18 protein-coding genes are annotated in these 20607 nt (G+C 41.9%); 7 read left to right on the plus strand and 11 right to left on the minus strand.

Features of this window, described 5'->3' with window-relative positions; genetic code table 11:
• Positions 1–13: 13 nt before the first annotated feature.
• From CVV21_01340 to CVV21_01355, 4 genes are all read right to left on the minus strand, one after another.
• Complete coding sequence (locus CVV21_01340) at positions 14–274, minus strand: hypothetical protein (GenBank protein PKL93017.1); 261 nt, start codon at positions 272–274, stop codon at positions 14–16.
• Positions 267–788, minus strand: a complete 522-nt coding sequence (locus CVV21_01345) for a hypothetical protein (GenBank protein PKL93018.1) — start codon at positions 786–788, stop codon at positions 267–269. The genes CVV21_01340 and CVV21_01345 overlap by 8 nt, the downstream gene beginning before the upstream one ends.
• A gap of 287 nt (positions 789–1075) precedes the next feature.
• Entirely contained in the window at positions 1076–1495 is a 420-nt protein-coding gene (locus CVV21_01350) for a hypothetical protein (GenBank protein ID PKL93019.1), read from the minus strand.
• On the minus strand, positions 1488–3173 hold the full coding sequence (locus CVV21_01355; GenBank protein PKL93020.1) for a hypothetical protein: 1686 nt from the start codon (positions 3171–3173) through the stop codon (positions 1488–1490). The genes CVV21_01350 and CVV21_01355 overlap by 8 nt, the downstream gene beginning before the upstream one ends.
• Positions 3174–3396: 223 nt before the next feature.
• On the opposite strand from CVV21_01355, the gene CVV21_01360 reads away from it, so the two are divergent.
• Entirely contained in the window at positions 3397–5325 is a 1929-nt protein-coding gene (locus tag CVV21_01360) for a hypothetical protein (GenBank protein ID PKL93021.1), read from the plus strand.
• Here the strand turns inward: CVV21_01360 and CVV21_01365 are convergent.
• Positions 5315–5710, minus strand: a complete 396-nt coding sequence (locus CVV21_01365) for a hypothetical protein (protein PKL93022.1) — start codon at positions 5708–5710, stop codon at positions 5315–5317. The genes CVV21_01360 and CVV21_01365 overlap by 11 nt on opposite strands.
• A gap of 223 nt (positions 5711–5933) precedes the next feature.
• On the opposite strand from CVV21_01365, the gene CVV21_01370 reads away from it, so the two are divergent.
• The 6 genes from CVV21_01370 (at position 5934) to CVV21_01395 (ending at position 12490) form a co-directional block, all read left to right on the plus strand.
• Entirely contained in the window at positions 5934–6461 is a 528-nt protein-coding gene (locus CVV21_01370; protein PKL93023.1) for a hypothetical protein, read from the plus strand.
• Between the two features lie 298 nt (positions 6462–6759).
• Positions 6760–8292 (plus strand): glycerol kinase, encoded by a 1533-nt coding sequence (gene glpK / locus CVV21_01375; protein PKL93024.1) that lies wholly within the window; start codon positions 6760–6762, stop codon positions 8290–8292.
• 35 nt (positions 8293–8327) lie between these two features.
• Positions 8328–9788: an FAD/NAD(P)-binding oxidoreductase gene (locus tag CVV21_01380; GenBank protein ID PKL93025.1), complete on the plus strand. Its 1461-nt coding sequence runs from the start codon at positions 8328–8330 to the stop codon at positions 9786–9788.
• Positions 9781–10719: a hypothetical protein gene (locus CVV21_01385; GenBank protein ID PKL93026.1), complete on the plus strand. Its 939-nt coding sequence runs from the start codon at positions 9781–9783 to the stop codon at positions 10717–10719. Before CVV21_01380 ends, CVV21_01385 begins: the two co-directional genes overlap by 8 nt.
• A gap of 128 nt (positions 10720–10847) precedes the next feature.
• Complete coding sequence (locus CVV21_01390) at positions 10848–12113, plus strand: pyridine nucleotide-disulfide oxidoreductase (GenBank protein ID PKL93027.1); 1266 nt, start codon at positions 10848–10850, stop codon at positions 12111–12113.
• Positions 12110–12490 (plus strand): molybdopterin oxidoreductase, encoded by a 381-nt coding sequence (locus CVV21_01395; GenBank protein PKL93028.1) that lies wholly within the window; start codon positions 12110–12112, stop codon positions 12488–12490. The genes CVV21_01390 and CVV21_01395 overlap by 4 nt, the downstream gene beginning before the upstream one ends.
• A 200-nt stretch (positions 12491–12690) precedes the next feature.
• Here the strand turns inward: CVV21_01395 and CVV21_01400 are convergent, their stop codons facing one another.
• From CVV21_01400 to CVV21_01425, 6 genes are all read right to left on the minus strand, one after another.
• Positions 12691–13695 (minus strand): hypothetical protein, encoded by a 1005-nt coding sequence (locus tag CVV21_01400; GenBank protein PKL93029.1) that lies wholly within the window; start codon positions 13693–13695, stop codon positions 12691–12693.
• A gap of 16 nt (positions 13696–13711) precedes the next feature.
• Positions 13712–14554, minus strand: coding sequence for a hypothetical protein (locus tag CVV21_01405; protein PKL93030.1), 843 nt, complete (start codon positions 14552–14554; stop codon positions 13712–13714).
• Positions 14555–14616: 62 nt separating this feature from the next.
• A complete protein-coding gene (locus tag CVV21_01410) occupies positions 14617–15282 on the minus strand; it encodes a hypothetical protein (protein ID PKL93031.1) in 666 nt (221 codons plus the stop codon).
• 16 nt (positions 15283–15298) lie between these two features.
• A complete protein-coding gene (locus CVV21_01415) occupies positions 15299–16735 on the minus strand; it encodes a hypothetical protein (GenBank protein PKL93032.1) in 1437 nt (478 codons plus the stop codon).
• A 440-nt stretch (positions 16736–17175) separates the two neighbouring features.
• Complete coding sequence (locus CVV21_01420) at positions 17176–18987, minus strand: ABC transporter ATP-binding protein (GenBank protein PKL93033.1); 1812 nt, start codon at positions 18985–18987, stop codon at positions 17176–17178.
• A gap of 278 nt (positions 18988–19265) precedes the next feature.
• Entirely contained in the window at positions 19266–20225 is a 960-nt protein-coding gene (locus tag CVV21_01425) for a hypothetical protein (protein ID PKL93034.1), read from the minus strand.
• Positions 20226–20607 lie beyond the last annotated feature (382 nt).

The following is a 20607-nucleotide window of genomic DNA, read 5'->3' on the forward strand; positions in this document are numbered from 1 at the left end:
TTTTTTGCCGGTATTACATCGCTTTCTGCGAAAGCATTTGAATAAGTTCCGGGCCTTTTAAAATTGCAATCACTGTAAGCGTGACAATGTACGCGCACCCCAGCACTATTCCCGCCACCGCAAAATTCTTGCCGCCTTTATTTTCTGCCGCCACTTCTTTTAGCGCGAACACACCCATAAAAATTGCCAGAAGCGCTTTTTCCAGCCCCAAAAGATTTAAAAACGACACAATCCCCGCGACCAACGCAAATACCGCAAATCTGCTTCTACTCATGTTTGCACCCCTTTACAGGACAGTTTGTAATTCCTTTTTCTTCACAGCAGGCACACATCATCACAGAACACTTATTACAAAAATCAATAAAGTTTGCCGGCGCAAATAAATTTAAAACGCTGCCCGGTATTATTGAACCTACCGCTATTTCTTTTACCATCCCCGATGTTTTATCTGACGTCACCCCGTAAACCGCGGGTGACAAAAGCATTAAAGCGGAAAATATAAGGACAAAAAGAGACAATGCCACAGGCACGGGCAGCCACTTAAACGAAGGTGCTTTTACCTTTGGCGGAGTTTCAAGTTTTGAATACAGTTTCTGCCTGAAATACGGGTCTATTTGGGTATCATGCTTTACAGACAGCAGTTTTTCCTGTGCCCTTTTAAGGTTTTCAAGCTCTGCCCTGCATGTTTCACAGGTAATAATGTGTTCTGCTATTTCTTTAGACTCCGCGTTATTCAGTTCTTTGTCCATAAAAGCGCTGATTTTTAAAAAGGCTTTTTTGTGTTCCATGAAACGCTCCTTAAATCCTTTATTTTGTCCTTCACCTGTATAAACGTGAAGAAAAGAAAAAACCTGCGGTTAAAATGAAATTAATTTTATGCCCCCCTTGCTGCCGCATTACAATATCCACAGTTAATAAACTTTAAAGTTTTAACAAAAAGTCTTGTGGCAGAAAAATGGCATGCCCTTTTAACAGATACAAAACTTTGCTTTTTCCGCGAAATGTTTACATATCAATAACATGCCGCCGGTTAAGATTTAAGAATATACACTGCACATTCTTAAACCTTACCTTTTTACTGTTCAGTACTGTTGCTGTTCTCTGCCTGCATACGTTTTCTTACTTCCACTTTTGATAGAATGGTATCCAGTTTCTGCATAAGCACGCCTGCACTGAAAGGCTTTACTATGTAACTGTCCGCGCCCACCTTAAATCCTTTTTCTACGTCAGTTATCTGCCCTTTCGCGGTAAGAAAGATAACCGGTATCTTTGACGTGTCTTCATCATTTTTTATTATCTTGCACGCTTCAATTCCGCCCATCACCGGCATCATCACATCAAGCAGTATCACATCCGGCTTTACTTTTTTTAAAATTTCCAGCAGTATTTTCCCGTTTTCCGCCATATGCAGTTCAAAGTTATCATCCAGTATTTCCTTTACCGCGTCCCTGATTGTCGGTTCGTCTTCCGCCAGTACTATCACTCTTTTACCCATTATTATTGCCCCCTTTTCTGATTTTAGGTACTGAAAATGCAAATTCGCTGCCTTTTCCCGGATTGCTTTTTACTTTTATTTCTCCCCCGTGAAGTTCTATAATCCCTTTGCTTATGGCAAGCCCGATACCCGCCCCGCTGATTATTCCCCCTTCACCGCTTTCAACCCTGAAAAATTTCTGAAACAGTTTCTTTAGGTTCTCGCCGGAAATTCCTATCCCTTCATCGGTTACAATTATCATGAAACTGTCTTTATTATCTTTCAGTTCCACCTTTACTTCCCCTCCCTTTGGCGAATACTTAATGGCATTTGAAACAAGATTAATAACAACCTGCGTAATCTTTGCCTTATCAATTTCCGCCATTACCTCTTTTTCACATCCTCTGATTATTATTTTGTGTTTATCAGAGGCGTTCATATACATTGAAGCGGTCTCCCTGACTATTTCAGAAACGTCCGCGTTTTCAAAGGCCGCCACAAGGCCGCGGCCGGATTCTATCCTTGACAGGTCAAGCACGTCATTAATAAGCGCGCCCAGCCTTTTAGTCTCCCTGTAAATTACTGCCGCGTATTCTTTGATTTTTTCCTGGGATGGATTCCTGTTAAGCATCAGGTCGCTGTAAAGCAGTATGGGGGTCAAAGGCGTCCTAAGTTCGTGCGCTACCATGCTCATAAATTCATTTTTCATCTCTTCCATCTTTTTTTTATCTGTTATTTCATGCAGTACAGCCACGCAGCCTGCAAGTTTAGCTCCTGCAACTTTCATGGGCGCGAAAATACATATAAATACCCTTATTTCGCCTGATTGTATTATCGTAATTTCTTCCTTTATCCGTTTTCCTGACTGCATAACTTTTATGAACTGGTCGGTCATAAATTCATTTTTAAGTATTACCGCCAGTTCATTGAAATTTATCCCGCTTTTGGCAGAAATAAGTTCTTCCGCTTCCCTGTTCATGGTTACTTTTTTTGTTTCCTTGTTGACCGCTATTACGGCGTCACCCATTGATTCAATTATTGATTCTGTAATGTTTTTTTCTTTTGAAAGGTTTTCATTAATCTTTTTTAGTTTTAAATTTATCCTGTCAACGGCTTTTGTAATATCGCTTCTGTACCCCCCTTTTAATAAATTCTGCGCCGCGTCCTGAAAAGTATCCGTGTTTTTTTCATATGTCTCATGCAGCAGTTCAAATATAGCTTTCCAGCGTTCCGAACCGCATGAAAGCTTGTTTTCAAACGCCCTGTCAAGTATCCATTCCGCGGCCATAACAGCTGTGGGCATATCGCTGCGCGAATACCGGCTTATTCCCGCAAGTTCATTCAGGCTGTATTTGATATTCCGCATCAGGGATGATGCAAGGCCGGACGCTTCATTGGGATTATATGCCGCCTGTTCGCCAAAAGCCACTTCTTTCATTTTTTCAAGCATTCCTTCCAGTACAGAAAAACTGTTCATTTCCGCGGAAGACGGATCATACGCAACTTTTGCGGCAAGCGCCGCGGCTTCACGCGCCATAGACTGAACTCTGAACATCCGGCCCGTTTCGCACTGTTCCGCAAGCTCTTCAAGGTCTTCTTTCAATACCTGCGCGTCTGATAATTTGGCATGCCTTACGCTCTGGGAAAGATTAAATATTCTGCTTAAAATTATCTCTCTGTTTTTTTCCTGCCCTTCCATTCCCGCCCCCTGCAATATATGGAACCGTATAGAATCAGGGATTATAAAAGAATACGCCTGTCTTTGATTTCTCCCCTTACGCTATGAAGTATATACACCTGCACACAACAAAGCAAGTTTTTACCCTTCAAAGATAATTTTACTTTTGCCGGTTATTCTGCTAATATTTGTATGTTAACGCTTCTAAAATCATGCGTCTAAAAAGACCGGAAAACGGTGTTAAATGAACTTAGAACTGAATTACGCTAATCTTTGTGAAATACCTTTAAAAAATGCCCTAAAGTTTCCTTCAAGAGTTTCCCACAGGTACAGAAACGCAGAATCCGGTTTTACAGAAAAAACCTGGCTGCAGTTTGCTGAAGACATTAAATGCCTTGCAGCGGGTTTTTCATTTTTTGGCGTAAAAAACTCGGCAAAAGCGTCATTCTTTATTGACAACAGGTATGAATGGTCTTTAACCGACTATGCCCTGCTTATGACAGGGGCGGTTTCCGTGCCCCGCGGCTCTGACACGCCGCCAAAAGAACTGCATACAATCTTTATCCATTCAGACTCTTCTTTTCTTATTATGGAAAATAAAGCTGTCCTTCGCGAACTTTTGATGGATTTTACGCCAGCCCAACTTGCCCTTATTGAACGTGTCTTTGTAGTTGATAAAACCGATACACAGATTCCTGATTATCTTCCCCCTGAAAAAATAACATATTATTCCGATGTGCTTGAAAAAGGTAAAGAAATCCTTAAAAATAACCCCGCAGAAGCGGACGAAATTATAAAAAGAATAAGACCATCCTCAATTGCTTCAATTATTTACACTTCCGGAACTTCGGGCAACCCCAAAGGGGTAATGTTAACCCAGGTAAATTTTTTGCACAACGTGCGCGCCTTAAGCCCGCTGCTTGATTCCAAAATAGACGACGCGGAAACCACCCTTTCCGTACTGCCAAGCTGGCACGTATACGAAAGGACTTACGAGTACTGTACCGCGGCCTGCGGTGTCACCACTTTTTATTCCTCCGTAAAAGACCTGCAGGAAGACCTTTCATCACAAAAACCGCAGATGATAGCATCCGTCCCCCGCGTGTGGGAAACTTTTCACAAAAAAATACTCAGCAAAGTGGACAAAGCTTCCCCTGTTAAAAAAGCTGTTTTTTATTTTTTCCTTAATCTTTCGGAAAAAAAGCTGTTAACAGAAAACGCCATAAGCGGCAACAGGATATATTTTAAAAAGAAAGGGGCTTTAACCCTTTTAGTATCATCTTTTTTCCGCAGGCTAAAACTTATACTGCTTCATCCGCTGTATATGGCGGCTTATAAAGTATTCGCCCCCGTGCGCCAGGCTTTGGGCGGAAATCTAAGGGTTTCTTTTTCAGGCGGAGGGTCGCTTCCCATGCCTGTTGACCTTTTCTTTAACTCTGTCGGAATAAAACTTGTAAACGCCTACGGAATGACAGAGACTGCCCCCGGCACCATTACAAGGCGCGTGTATAAAAATACCCTTGGTTCAATAGGCATTCCCCTGGATGAAACAGAAGCAAAAATATTAAAAGAAAACGGTATGCCCGCGGCACCCGGCGAAAAAGGCATTTTACACGTGCGGGGCCCGCAGGTAATGATGGGTTATTATAAAAATCCAGCTGCCACCGCGGAAATACTTTCAGCTGACGGCTGGCTGAATACCGGCGATATAGGATATGTAAGCGAGAGCGGCGATTATACAATAACAGGCAGGGCAAAAAGCACTATTGTATTGTCCGGCGGCGAGAATCTGGAGCCCGAACCGATAGAAGAAAAACTTAAAGAATCGGATTTTGTGGAACACGCGGTTGTGCTTGGCCAGGATAAAAAAGCGCTGACAGCCTTTATTTCCGTGAACGAAGACAGATTAAAACAGTTTACCGAAAAATGGAAAATATCATTTGAAGAGCTGATGCATAAAAGCGGCGAAATTATTATGCACAGCAAACTGTCAGAAGAAGTGCGAAAAGACTTTAAGAAACTTATCAGCAGGGAAAGCGGCTTTAAACCCTGGGAAGCCATCACCAACATTGTGCTTCTTAAAAAGAAATTTTCCATAGGCGACGAACTTACCCAGACCTTAAAAGTAAAAAGAAAACACGTGGAAAAAAAGTACCACCACCTTATAAAATAAACTGCCTTGAGCCTCTGAATATATTTCTTTCTTCAAGGTTATCACGGAAAAATTCAAGTTTGTTTTTTAACATTTTCGTCATACTGAGCATGGTGTAAAAATTTTCCCTGTTAACGGCGCCTTCTTCAAGCGATTCACAAAGTTTAAACTGCGCTTTAATCAAAAGCCCGCGTACTTTTACCGCCTGCTGCAGTTTGTATGCAATATCAACGGATTCAAATCCGTCAAGAATGCTTTTAAACATATCCACGGCATTTTTCCGCAGTTCAAGCCTTAATACATTGGAATTAAAGCCGTTTTTTTCATCTGTAAGCACAAATACCGCATCAAGAAACTTTCTTACACCGGTTACAATCTGCATTTCATTAATTTCTTCTTTTTTCATCTTTTTTTCCTCCATGTTTTCTTACTATGCAAACAAGCAATAAACATACCGTTATCCCTTATGTAAAAACACCTTATTTTACAGAGTATTCATAGAATCAAATTGTGCAACTTTATGCGCACAATAGCGCAGGTGCGCAAATGAGCAACCGTACCATATTTAAACAGATTTTTTTATTTATTATCCCTTTTTATTCTATTATAATGTTTATAGAGGTGATTATATGAAAAGAACCGTTTTTTCAGCATTATTAATTTTAATCCTTGGCGCCGCCCTGTTTGCGGACGATTATACGCGCATGATTGAAGCGCGGGTATTTAAACTGGTAAACGCGGAAAGGGTTAAACACGGCCTTTCCCCCTTACAAAACAGCGAAACACTGACTTTAGTGGCCCTGAATCACAGCCGCGACATGGTAAAACGCAGTTATACTTCTCATGTAAATCCTGACGGCCTTGACCCGACTGCAAGGGCAAAAAAAGCCGGCTTTAATACGGATAAGAAAATCAAAAACGGCATCCGCCGCGGTGTCGGTGAAAACATTTACGAGCATCAGGCAATAATGGTGGAAGACGGGATTCATAAACCGATTATAGACCCTCCGTTTACGGTTTCAGAAAAAGCCATTGACGGCTGGATGAACAGCCCCGGGCACAGGAAAAATATTATGAACGAAGGTTATACAAAAGTGGGGACAGGCGTATCTGTTTCAAAGGATAACAAGGTAAAAATCACGCAGGTGTTTTTTTAAACATAGCGTTTTAGCGGATTAAGCAATTAAGCTATAGCGGAAAACTACATTAAACAGTCACGATTGCTTAATAAACTATGTCTTATCTTTCGCTTCTGCTTAACTGCCTATTGCTTAATACGCTTTCTTTCAAAACAAACTACCGCACCCTGAAGGGTGCGCCTACCACTTCCAAACCGACCCTCCGTCCCTCGCGCAGTTGCTTCCCAGCTGCCGAGCTGCCGAGCTGCGCATTATTTACCTTTATATATCCCCTGTCCTTTTGTATAATCAATTAAAGATATTTTTGGAGGGTCAAATGTCCGAAAAAAAATATGTAGGCGCCATAGACCAGGGAACCACAAGCACCCGCTTTATCCTTTTCACCAAAAACGGCGAACCCGTATCATCACACCAGATTGAACACAAACAGATTTACCCGCAGGCAGGTTATGTGGAACATAATGCGGCGGAGATATGGGAAAACACGCAGGAATGCATTAAACAAACCCTTTTAAAATCAAAAATAAAACCGGAAGAAATTGCGTCCATTGGAATTACCAACCAGCGTGAAACAACCGTGATATGGGATAAAACCACGGGCACACCGCTTTATAACGCCATAGTCTGGCAGGATTTAAGGACAGCTGAAATATGCGAACAATTATCAAAGGCGGGTTCTGTTGACGTGGCATCAACTGACGCCAAGTCCGGCCAGTACAGGTTTCAGAAAACAACAGGCCTTCCGCTTGCAACCTACTTTTCGGGCCCAAAAATAAAATGGCTTATTGATAACGTCCCCAAAGTTGCAGACGCGGTCAAGTCAGGCAGCGCCATTTTTGGCACGATGGACACGTGGATAATCTGGAACTTAACCGGCGTCCATGCCACCGATGTTTCCAACGCAAGCCGCACCATGCTTATGAACATTGAAACCCTTAAATGGGACAAGTCAATGATGTACCAGCTGGGCGTGCCGGACAGTTTGCTTCCAAAAATCTGCCCTTCTTCTTCCGCGTCAGCATACGGCGCGACAAAACCTGACGGTGTTTTTAAAGCTTCAATCCCCGTCACCGGCTGCCTTGGCGACCAGCAGGCCGCGCTTTTTGGCCAGGCGTGTTATGACGAAGGCGACGCAAAGAATACATACGGCACAGGGTGCTTTCTTCTTTTAAATACAGGACATAAACCCATAATATCTTCAAACGGGCTTATTACCACAGCGGGATATTTAATAGAGGGCGAAAAACCGGTGTACGCGCTGGAAGGTTCTGTTGCCGTGGCCGGCTCCCTGGTGCAGTGGTTCCGCGATAAACTTGGCATAATTTCTTCGGCGCCGGAAATAGATAAGCTTGCCGAATCAGTTGAAGATAACGGCGGGGTTTATTTTGTTCCAGCTTTTTCAGGTTTGTTTGCCCCGCACTGGCGCAGCGACGCGCGCGGGCTTATAATAGGCCTTACCCATTTTACCGGCAGGGCGCAGATAGCCAGGGCGGTTTTAGAAGCCGTGGATTTTCAGGCGCGCGAAATTTTTGAAGCTATGGAAAAAGATTCCGGAATTAAGTTAACATCATTAAAAGTTGACGGCGGCATGACCGCAAGCAATTTATTAATGCAGTTTCAGGCGGACATACTGGACGTAAACGTTATACTTCCAAAAGTGGCGGAAACCACAGCCCTTGGCGCGGCTTACGCGGCAGGGCTTGCGGTCGGGTTCTGGAAAAACAAAGATGAAATCCGCAAAAACTGGGCATTGTCGAAAGAGTGGAAACCCAGGATGGATCCGGAAAAACGTGAAAAATATTTTTCAGAATGGAAAAAAGCTGTGGAGCGAAGCAAGGGCTGGGTTTAATTTTATCGCCATAAAACCATTATTAAAAGGAACAGATGAAAAAAAATTATGATGTAATAATAATCGGCTCCGGCATCGTCGGTTCGCTTATCGCGCGCTATATGTCCCGGTATGAGTTGTCCATACTTGTCGTAGAAAAGCAGGCAGATGTGGGTATGTGCCCTTCTTCCGCCAACAGCGCCATTATTCACGCGGGCTATGACCCCAAACCCGGCTCTGTAAAAGCCGTTATGAACGCCGAAGGCAATAAAATATGGCACACCCTTGCGCCCGAACTTGGAATCATGCACAAAGAAACAGGCAGCTGTGTCGCGGCGATAGGAGAAGAGGAACTTCCCGCGCTTGATAAACTTCTTGAAAACGGCAGGGCAAACGGCATTCCCGGGCTGGAGATTATAAGCGGCAGCGAGTTTTTAAAAAAAGAACCTTTAATAAACCCTTTGATTTCCGGTGTGCTGTGGTCGCCTACCGCCATGGTAATAGACCCTTTCGGCGCCGTGCTTGCGGCGGCAGAAAACGCGGTAACCAACGGCGCAGAGTATCTGTTTGAAACTGAATTTACAGGTTTTATTTTTGAAGGTAATAATATAACCGGTATTCATACAAATAAAGGCGATTTTTCCTGCAGATGGGCAGTAAACGCGGCAGGGCTTTATTCGGATGAGGTCGCGCACAAAGCCGGAATAAGAAAAGATTTTAAAATCATCCCCCGCAAAGGCGGCTATCTTGTTTTTGACGCTGCAAAATTTCAGATTAACAATGTCCTGTTCCCTGTGCCGTCCGGCCTTGGCAAAGGCACACTTGTATCCGTCACAACCCACAGTAATATTTTAATAGGCCCTGACAATGAACCCGCGTCTGATAAAGAAGACACATCAACCACGGCTTTTGGCATGGCTGCAATAATTTCCGGGGCAAAAAAACTTATCCCTACAATTGACGAGCGTAACGCGATTGCAATGTACGAAGGCATCCGCGCCAAAGGCAGCGGCGACAGGGATTTTATCATTGAAAGGCCTGATGAGATAAAAGGTTTTATAAATATATGCGGGATAGAGTCGCCGGGCTTTGCCTCCGCGCCGGCAATTGCGTTAAAGGCAATTGAACTTATGAAAGAAGGCGGAGAAAGTTTTATAGAGAAAAAATCATGGAACCCGGTAAGAAAACCTTTTCCCCATTTTCACAGGATGAATTTGGAGGAAAAAGCCGCGCTTGTTAAACAGAACCCCGCTTATGGCAGAATAGTCTGCAGGTGCGAAGAAGTAACAGAAGGCGAAATTATAGACGCCATACACTCCCCAATCCCCGCGCGCACGTATGACGGGATTAAACGCAGGACATGGCTTGGCACAGGCCGCTGCCAGGGCGCCTTTGATTATCCCCGCGTAATACAGATACTTGCCCGCGAACTTGGAATTGACGAAACAGAGGTCACAAAAAAAGGCAAAGGCAGTAATCTGGTTTTCAGAAAAACCAAGGACGTATTAAATGGCTAAACAAAAACAATTGTTAATCAAATTCAACTATTACCCCCGCCTCGTTGTTTGTTTTTTCGGACTTATAATATCTTATTTCACTGTTTCCCGTATTAATTTCTCGCTCAACAAACTCGTACTAATATCAACATCTGTAATTATTGCAGGCTATATATTAACACTTCTTTTTCGCCTGTTTTTTGCCAATAAACCCGCTTTCATAATTAATAACGAAGGCATTTTAAATTATACGAAGCTAAAACCATCATTTACCAAATGGGAAGATATTATTCAAATCTCGATAAAGCATACCTGGTTTTACATTTCTACAAAAACTTCAAAGAAAAATTTCTATATCCCTTTCATCGATATTACCCCGCCCGAATTAGAAAAATTTATTATAGAATCAGGATATTTTAAGCACGGCATTAATTACAACAACAGAATAAAAACTGTATTTAACAATCCCAAAAAAATATTTTCAGATTTTTTTAAATTTAGAAAACTAAAAAAATCACTTCGCAATATACGAAATGCTTTTGTTGCTATTGTTATTATACTTTTATTTATCTTCATTCCGTTTACATTCAAGGATATTTTTTGTCCTTTATGCTGGGAATTGTTTGTAGCAGTTTATTACATGTCTATAGCATGGTTCATTTTTATTCAATATCAGAACCTAAGAATAGAAAACCGGCCATTACATCCAAAAAATGTAACTTTAAACCATCTGATTTCTTTACCCGTTCTTATTATAATGCAAATTATCGGAGTATTGATTCTTTATAATAAATACGGTTACGAAGAATATAATCAGTTACGAGTGCCTATAATATTGGTTATTTGGATAGCAGTTACTGTGATAATCTCATTATTTATGACAGAAGAAAAAAAACCACGACATTCAAAGACTGCAATAAATCGCTCTTCAAACAACAGGATAGACGGATGAAATTGTTCATTTTATTACCAGTTTCATTCATAAGCAAATTATAATTTGTACTTACTATAAACATCACTAAACTTTTAAGATATAATAAATGCCGCAACTTAAAAATTGCGGCTATAAAAAAGGATAAAATGGAAAAAACTTATGACGTAATAGTAATCGGGGCCGGGCCTGCGGGCCTTGCCGCCGCCATAGAGGCAAAGAAAACAGGCGCCGCGCGCGTGCTTATAATAGAAAGAAACAACGAACCGGGCGGCATTTTAACCCAGTGCATTCACAGCGGCTTTGGCTCTGTCATATTCAAAAAAGACATGCCGGGTCCGTCCTACGCGCATAATTTCATCGAACAGGCGCGGGAACTTGGCATAGAGATGCTGTTTGACACAATGGCGCTTGATATAACAAAAGAACGCGTCATTTACGCCACCAGTAAAAATGGCTTTATGGAATTTAAAGCGGGCGCGATAGTATTGGCAATGGGATGCAGGGAGCGCACGCGGGCTCAGATAAGAATCCCGGGCACAAGGCCGGCCGGCGTTTTTACCGCGGGCATGGTGCAGAGAATGGTAAATATAGAAGGGTTTATGCCTGGTAAAAATTTTGTGATACTTGGCTCCGGGGATATCGGCATGATAATGGCAAGAAGGCTGACGCTTGAAGGTAATAATGTCATAAAGGTGCTGGAACTTATGCCTTACCTTGCGGGCTTACGCAGAAATTACGTGCAGTGCCTGCAGGACTTTAATATTCCGCTGGAACTTTCCACCACCATTAAAACAATTAACGGCAGCAACAGGGTTGAATCCGTGGAAACCATAAAAGTTGATGAAAGTTTAAAACAGATTCCCGGTACAGAACAGGTTATTCCCTGCGACAGCGTGCTTTTGTCAGTCGGATTAATTCCTGAAAACGAGCTTTCAAAAAAAGCCGGTGTTATACTTGACCCGCTTACAGGCGGGCCGAAAGTTGATGAAAAAATGGCGACAAATATTCCGGGCATATTTGCCGCGGGTAATGCTGTCACCATATACGACCTTGTGGATTATGTCTCTGAAGCGGGGTTTACCGCGGGCAGAAACGCGGCTTTATTTGCCTCTGAAAAAACCGCTTCTTTAACTGATACCATTAAAATTACACCCGGTGATAATGTAAGGACAGTTGTGCCGCAGGCAATAAATAAACAGTTATCAAATCATCCTGTCTTAATTGAACTTAGGGTCACAAAAGATTTCCCTTCCCCTGTCAAAATTGAACTGACAGACGGTAATAATGTGGTGCTTTCTTTCAGGGAAAAATACGCGCGCCCGGCAGAGATGATAACGCTTAAAATAAACCCGGAACTTTTCATGGAAAAAACCGCAGGTATATCCGGCGCCCTTAAAGTGAGGGCGGTATGACAAAAAAATTCATCTGCATCAGGTGCCCCAAAGGGTGCGAAATAACCACAACACTTGACGGCAGCGGCGTCATAACAGAAATTACCGGCAACAACTGCAAGCTTGGCGTTGATTATGTTAAAACAGAAATAACCGACCCGCGCCGCACGCTTACCACAACCGTGGAGGTAATAGGAGCGGAGCTGCCTTTATGCCCTGTCTGGACAGAATCCCCCATACCTAAAGACAAAATAATGGAACTTGCGGATGCATTAAGGACAATAAAAGTAAACGCCCCGGTGAAAATAAACCAGATAATTCTTGAAAACGCCCTGGGAACAGGGGTAAATGTGGTGGCGGCAAGGGAAATAAAAAAACATAGCACCTTAGCTATTTAAGCAATTAAGCTATAGCGGAAGATTAAACATCATAACACTTTAACGATTTAAGCAAATAAACATGAGCGAAGGATTATTACGATGTCTCGCTATAGCTTAACCCGCTATGTTTCATCTTTCGCTTCTGCTTATCTGCCTATAGCTTAACCCGCTATGTTTCATCTTTCGTGCTTATCTGCCTATAGCTTAATTCGCTATTCCTACCACTTCGCCTCATGCTTTTCTGTTACCCCATACGCTTCTTTAATAATATATTTCTTTTTGCCGTCCTTTATATATCCTGAAAATATCCCAAACGGCTGGGAATACACACTTTTAATTAAAAACATATTTATATCAGCCTCTCTTTGCCCTTCCGGTTTAAATACAATACTAACGTTTTTATTTTTTACCGTCCACTCTTTCATCATGTTTTTTTCATCATAACAGAACTCTGTAATGCCTGCGTCAAAGCGCCTGCCGTTAATCCAGAACGCGTTTTCAGAGTGGCCGTTTTTGTTTATACCGCGTGAAAAATTAAAACTTATATTATTCCCTTTTGTATCTGTTCCGCACCCTGACGCCCAATCCCAGACAGTCCGCCTTTGTAAAATTCCAAACGAAAAATCCATGCTGCCTGCAGATATGGCTTTTTTTACCGCGTACTCTTTGCCGTCAATATTAATGTTGCCCTTAACCTTCATTCCGCATTCTTTCATGGTGTAGTTAAAGCCTTGATTACCTTCCATTGTGACAAGATTCAGGCCGTCGGAAAGGCGTGCAAATATAATATCAATTTTAACCCTGTTATGAATTTCGCATTTAACCGCCGCTTCTTTCTCGGATAATATAACCTGCGCGTCAGCTCCTGAATTTTTAAATGTAAACCGCCCATCAGCCGCGCTTCCGATAAATTTTGTATTAAGCGCTAACGGCATCATAAAATCAAACTGCTTTATGCTTTTATCTTTTCTGTTAAAAACATACAGGAATAATTCAGACAGATACCCCGCATGTACCATTGCCATGCCAAAAATAAAATCCCTGCTGTATATTCCGGTGAAAATCCATCTTTTATGGCGGAAGATTTCCATCAGTTTTCTGCCGGCAGGCTGCATTTTAAATTTACCCGGCAGCACATATTGGCTGATGTTAAGATTATTTATTGGGCCTTTATGAAATCCAAAAACAGGTTTGCCGTTATCGTCTATCAGGCTGTTTCCCATTTTCAACCCCAAATTTTTAATTTTTCCACTTTGTGTTCTGAATACCGCCGCTTTTTTTTGCGGTCTCTGTTATCCACTTATGAATATCCGCGAAAATCCTCTTTCTGTCTTTTTCTATCGTCAAAGCGTGAAAAGTATTTTCATATTTAATCAGGCGTTTTTCGGATTTAATTTTACCGAATATGCTTTCCATCGATTTTGTATTAATCAAATAATCCTGGTCTGCTATTAAAAACAGCGCGGGAATTTTAATACTGCCGGTTTTAAACCCCGCCTTTATCTGTTTTAACAATATCTCTTTAAGGGGGCCTGCCGCGGCAAAACGGTGCTCTTTTTTCTCTTTTTTAAGCCACTGTAAAACCGCTTTATCATGGGTCAGTTCTTCGCTTTTAAACGGCATCGCAAAGGGCCTTTTGGGGTTGATGACAGAGTTTAAAAAGATATTAAGCCTGTAGCCAAGGCTCATTTTCATGTTATCCATGTAAGCAGGCGACACTTCTATGACGCCGCTGTAATTCTGGTCGTATTCAATAAGGTTCATGTGCGCTATAAGCCCGCCCATTGATTCGCCTATTATAAAAACAGGCGCGTTTGGATTTTCGCTTATTGCCATGGCTTTTAAGGCGGCAATGTCCCTGTAATATACCTTAAAAGATTTTGCATAACCGGGTTCCTGTGCCAAAACCCCATACCCTTTAAGTTCAATAGCGTAAACCGCGATTTTTTTTGCGTTCATGAATTCGGCAAGAAATTTCCACCTGTCAGTATGAGCGCCCATTCCGTGAACCGCGATTATGACAGCTTTAGATTTTTTTACCCCCCACTTCCTGAAATAAATCCCGTTTTTTTCTTCAGGCATAGCACCCTCCAGGGAATGTATTTGTTTCCATAGTTATTATAGCACAAATACATACCCCGGATTTAATCGATAAATGTCATTACCTTTACTGATTTATCTTTATCTATCCTATATTTTATTAATTTCCCGCATTTTAACACCTGAAGGCCATTTTTCATTTCAAGATTCTCCGTTTCGGCAAAATACTTAAAAATAAACGGGCCTTTTACCGCTTTAAATATAACCGAACTGCTGTCTTCACTGAAAGTTTCAAGTTTATAAGCGGCTTTTTTATCACCGATAAGGGCAAGTATATCTTCTTTATCCGCCCTTGTACCGCGAAAAGCCATCAGGTAATCAAAATCTAAATTGTTATCAAAAGTATAAACACCGGCTCCGGTTTTTTCTGACGAAATATTATTCGCTATGTTTTCCAGTTCAGTGTTATATTTGCCAAATAACGCATCCGATGAAATGTTATTAATCACTAAAACTAAAACCGCCCCCGCGGCTGCAACAGCTGTTACGATTAAAATCACCCTTATTCTTTTCTTTCTCAACAACAAAAAAGATACAATTAAAGCCGAGGCAATCAATCCTGCTATTAATTTTATATATGTAGTCAGATCAATATCAAGAATTACTTCACAGGTTTTAACAGGTATAGAAGATACAAAAGAATATAACACCATTACAAGCGAAAACCCAATAACAATACCTGCTGCTGATAAAGCCAAAATTTGTTTCATTATCCACACTCCGTTATTATTTCAGGGTTTTTAGGGATTCAACCGCATCAATGACAGCTTTATAATATGCTTCATCATCTTTAATCCCTTCATCGTGCAATAATCTGCCTATTTCCCTTCCTTTTTCATTATTAAAAAGATCCATCTCTTTTTCTTCGACTGGTCCCGGATTTAATTCGTGATTATTAGCAATCTCAACGGCAAATTCATCAACATCACGTTCCATCAGAGCGTTCCATAACGCATGTCTAAATGCGTCTCCCATGCAGTTATGCCTCTGCTTACTGCATAAATCAGGATTTTCTTTACAGAATTTTTCAGTCATTTCAAACGCTTTTTTTTGATCTTCATTAGCTTTCCATATATCCACAATCATTTCAGGATTGTCTTCAATTGTTTTCCTGTCACCTTCAGCAAGATTCCTTTTCTTCATCTTTTGAATCTTTTCCACAGAATCAGCAGCAAGTTTACCGAAAGATGCTTTAAGTTTTTTCTTCCATTCATCGTCCGGCTTTACAGGCAGATCAAATGCTAAAGGTTGAACATCCATTCGAAATGGATTTAGAAATGAATTAACCTGTATTTCATCTTCTGTCATATTAATAAAAGTTAGCTTTATCTTTGAATAACCGTCAGCTTTTACTAATGTAAACAGATCATAACCGTCAGCTTTTACCGGCCCCATAACATCAGGAAGAGATTCCGAAGATACCGCACGTCTTAAAACACTTGTATATTCTTCGTACTTATACGCAGTTCCCTTTACAAAATCCGCCACACCTTCAGCCTGTGCAAGTCCGGGAATCATGCTCTTCAAATAGCCCGCAGCCGCATCCTTTAAATAACTGTTAATTTTAAGATATGCCAACGGATCAATTTCCAGCAGCAGTTCTTTTTCTTTTTCTGAAAGAAATTCAAACCTGACATTATTTTTAAGATTCCACAGCAAATTTTGTTTTACATTTTTATCCGCTTTTATTCTTGTGTTAGTCGCTTTCATTATTTCATTAAACATCGGTATGTCCGGATCACCGTTCACTAACACATACGGCTCATTTTCAGCAGGAACCGCCTTGCCCGGATCAAGGCAGAATGAATCTACCTCTACAGAAAGTTCCGTCATCGGAGGGACTAAATACTTGCCATTTTCATAATCAGCAAATTTTTCCCTATCCATATATGATTTATACTGCTCCGTCGCCTCTTCAAGCCCGGTAATTATCTCTTTATATTCAGAGGATTTAAAATCACCATTAAAAGAATTTATCTTTATATCAAGTTCTGTGATTTTCTTAAGAAGTTTTTCCGGATTAACTTGTTTAATATTTATCAACGACATCCCATTACTGCTGTAATCCGAAAGCATTTCTCCTTTGCCGCCTCCGGCACAGGAAATACTCATAAGCATAATAAAAACAAAAAACGGAAACAAAAAAGTATTTTTACCCCTCATTGTAAAACCCCCTATGTATTTTTAAAGAATATATCATCCCCCGATATATTATGTCAAATAGTATTACATATGTTTATCAGAGGCGCCGCGCAAGTTTGCTGTATATGCGGCAGGACGGATTTAATGCCGCGACGGCAGATTCGGATGTTGCGCAAGTTCCCGATTGCCAATGACGTTAACCTCTCTGATGATTTCAAGCTTGTTTGGATGCAAGAATCCCAATTCGCGGCGTGAACTAAAAAAAACACATAACCCGAATAAAGAAAAACTGATGGTTGGATAGTCAGCAAAGGCAATACCAAGACGTAAATCAACTGCCGCGGGCTAAAGACCCGCGTCTACCAATGCCAAAACAAACCAAGTGCCGCGCCCTAAAGGGACGCGCCTACCGGATCTAAACCGAGCTGCTGAGCCGCTGAGCTGCCGAGCTGCAAAAAAAACTATGCCTGTTCTTCGGCTTTTAGCTTTGATGTTATTTTGTCCATCTCTTCTATCATGACTTCAAGTTCCCTGTACCCGTTGTCCATTTTTTTGCGGAACTCATCGTATTCGGCTTTTAACTGCTGAATTATGTCTTTTTCGCCGTTAGTATAGGCATCAGCCAGCTTTATATTCAGCGCTTCCATAAAATCTTCATTTTCATCAATTTTCTTTTCCGCTTCGGTTATCTTTGCCGCGATTCTCTTTTGCTGTTTTTCCAGCTCTTCGCGCGTGCTTTTCTGCTTTATGCTGTCTTTTTCAACTCTCTGTTTCTTTGGTTTCTTTTCATCCTCTTCCCACCCTTCTTTATCAAGGAACTCCTGATACGACCCTTCAAAGACTGAAACTTTATCCCTGTTGAATACAATTAGCCTGTTGGCAAGGTGGTGCAGAAAAAGTTCGCTGTGCGTTACTATGATTACAGCGCCGTCGAAATTATCCAGCGCCAGCACCATGGAATCGCACGACTCTATGTCAAGATGGTTTGTGGGCTCGTCAAGCAATAGTATATTTGCCGGATTAAGCAGTATTTTACCCAGTGATACGCGGCTTTTTTCCCCGCCGGAAAGAACGGATATATGTTTTAGCGCAAGGTCGCCGGAAAACATCATGGCGCCGCATACTTTTCTTACTTCGCTGTATTTTAAATCCGGCCTTACTTTTGAAAGTTCCCTTTCAATTGTAAGCGACGAATCAAGCCTTTCTATATTGGTCTGCCCAAAATATCCCACACCGGATTCAGGGTGCATCTTTATAGTTCCTTCTTTTGGCTCCAGCTCGCCGGCTAAAAGGCGCAGTAAAGTGGACTTGCCTTTGCCGTTTTTTCCAATGACGCAGATCCTGTCCCTTTTTTCCACGTCAATTGACAGGTCTTCTATAAGCATCCTGTCTTCCGTATATCCAAAAGAAAGGTTCTTTACCCTTAAGGGCATCTTGGCTTCAAAATTTTTGTAATTGAACTTAAAGCCAAGCTCCTGGATGTTTGAAAGTTCGTCCTTTTTTTCCATCTTATCAAGCGCTTTAATACGCGACTGCACCATGGAAGCGCGGGTGGCCTGCGCGCGGAAACGGTTTATAAAATCTTCCGCTTCTTTTCTTATCTTCTGTTCTTTCATCCTTGTGATTTCATAAATTTCCTCTTCTGCGGCTATCTGGCTGAAAAGTTTTTCAGTGGGACCCTGTATTTTCTTTACCTTGTTCCTGTGTATCGCCATGGTGTGGGTGGTGACAGTGTCCATAAATTCCCTGTCATGGGTGATTATTAAAAGTTCATTTTCCCTGCGCTGCAGAAACTTTGCCAGCCAGCGGATGGATATGATATCCAGATAGTTTGTGGGCTCGTCAAGCATTAAAAGGTGCGGTTCTGCCAGAAGCACTTTGGCAAGGTTTAAACGCACCTGAAACCCGCCGGAAAATTCCGCCGGCGACCTTAACTGGTCGTCTTCAGAAAACCCAAGGCCGGACAGCATTTTTTCCGCTTTCCAGACCTGGTCTTTTTCATCCTCGCTTAAACCAAGGCACGCTTCTAAAAGCACGGTGGGCTGCGTAAAATCAAGGTGCTGCTTTAAATATCCTATTGTGTAGTTTTTGGGTAATGATAACGTTCCGCTGTCCGGTTTAAGTTCCCCGGAAATAAGTTTAAAAAGCGATGTCTTTCCGGAGCCGTTTCTTCCCACAAGGCCTATGCGCTCGCCGCTGTGGATGTTAAACGTCACGTCATCCAGTATCATCTGTTCGCCGAATTCCAATGTCAAATTGTTTACCTGAAGCATTTATGCCTTACCTCTTTTTTCAATATTCTAAAACCTTTAATAAAGCAATATAATAACATTTTTACGGAACGAATTCCATAGCCATGGAACCAAAAAAAGTCAGCTTGGAAGTTCGGCATAAGTACATGGTGTTTGTTCGCAACGAGTATGCGAGCGGAAATCCCCGGGCTTACGCAAGTTTTTAAGCGTAAGTGTTAGTGAACAGCTTAGAAGTTTGGTAAGAACTAAACGGTCTCCTTCTATCTGCCCAGCTGCTGAACTGCCAAGTTTCCAAACATCTAAAGGAACGCTTCCCGTATATACATAAACTCTTCTTTAGAAAGCCCTTTGTCTGCGGCGGACAGGTTCATCTTTACCTGCTGTAAGTTCCTGAATCCCGGAATTACGCATGCCGCGGTTTCATGATACAAAATATACTGCAAAGCCGCGCGTACAAGAGCTTCGCCGCCTGATCCAAATTTGCTTTTAAGTTTATCCACGCCGTCCATTAACTTTTCAAAATTACCGGGCTTAAACTCATCCATTGTTTCCCTGACATCGTTTTTATCAAATACCGGAGGGTTTTCCCTGCTGAACTTGCCTGTTAATAACCCGCGCGACAGCGGATTAAACGCCACAAAAGTAATGTTCATTTCTTTCATCATTTTGCTTACCGGCCCTTCTGCCACAAAGTCAGGGTGTATTATGTTGCACCAGCTTTGAATGCAGTCGGGTTTTATCCTTGGTGCAAGCCTTAAAAAATCACCCGCCGAATATCCGGACAGCCCAATGGCTTTTATCACGCCTTCGCTTCTTAATTTGTGAAATTCAGCAATGGCGCCTTCAAGGTATTCGTCATTTTTTCCGAAATCACAGTTATGAAAATAATAAATATCCAGCCTGTCCCTTTTTAAATTCTTCAGCGACTGTTCGCACTGCCTTCTTATGTTGCGCGCGTCAAACGCGTTTTCAAATTCATTTTTGTTCCAGCCCACTTTGCTGGCAATAACCACCTGTTTATTTTTTGCGCCAAGCGCGGATGCCAGCATCTTTTCCGCCTTGCCGTTGCCATACACGTCCGCGTTGTCAAAATGGTTAACGCCTTTATCAACGGCATAATTAATTGCCTCTGCGGCGTCTTTATCAGAAACTCCGTGCCACCCCATACCGCCGCTGTCAACATCCCCGCCAAGCGTCCAGCAGCCAAGCGATATTTCAGACACCATAATTCCTGTTTTGCCAATCTCGCGTTTGTTCATTATTATTACCTCCCGCTGTTTTTAGCCGAATTAGTATTTTTGTAATCAATAATTAATTATACCATAAGACCGAAGGGACGAAGGGACAGAGGGACGGAAGTAAAAATAAAACAAATATTGAAAATTCGAAATTGGAAGATTAGATTAACACCTACAGGGGTTGGGTGTGTTTTTTCAGTGCGTGCCCGGATGTGCCGCGGGCTCACGGTTGCCAATGATGTTAACACTCCAATGATTTCGGGCCTGTTTGCCTGCAAGATTACCAATTTGCGGCGCGTACTGAAAAAATATACCCAACCCCGGTAAAGCATAGGGACGGAAGGTCGAAAGAGCCGAGGGACGGAAGTAAAGATAAAAATAGAACAAATATTGAAAATTCGAA

This window comes from Candidatus Goldiibacteriota bacterium HGW-Goldbacteria-1, from assembly GCA_002839855.1.
Taxonomy (GTDB): domain Bacteria; phylum Oederibacteriota; class PGYV01; order PGYV01; family PGYV01; genus PGYV01.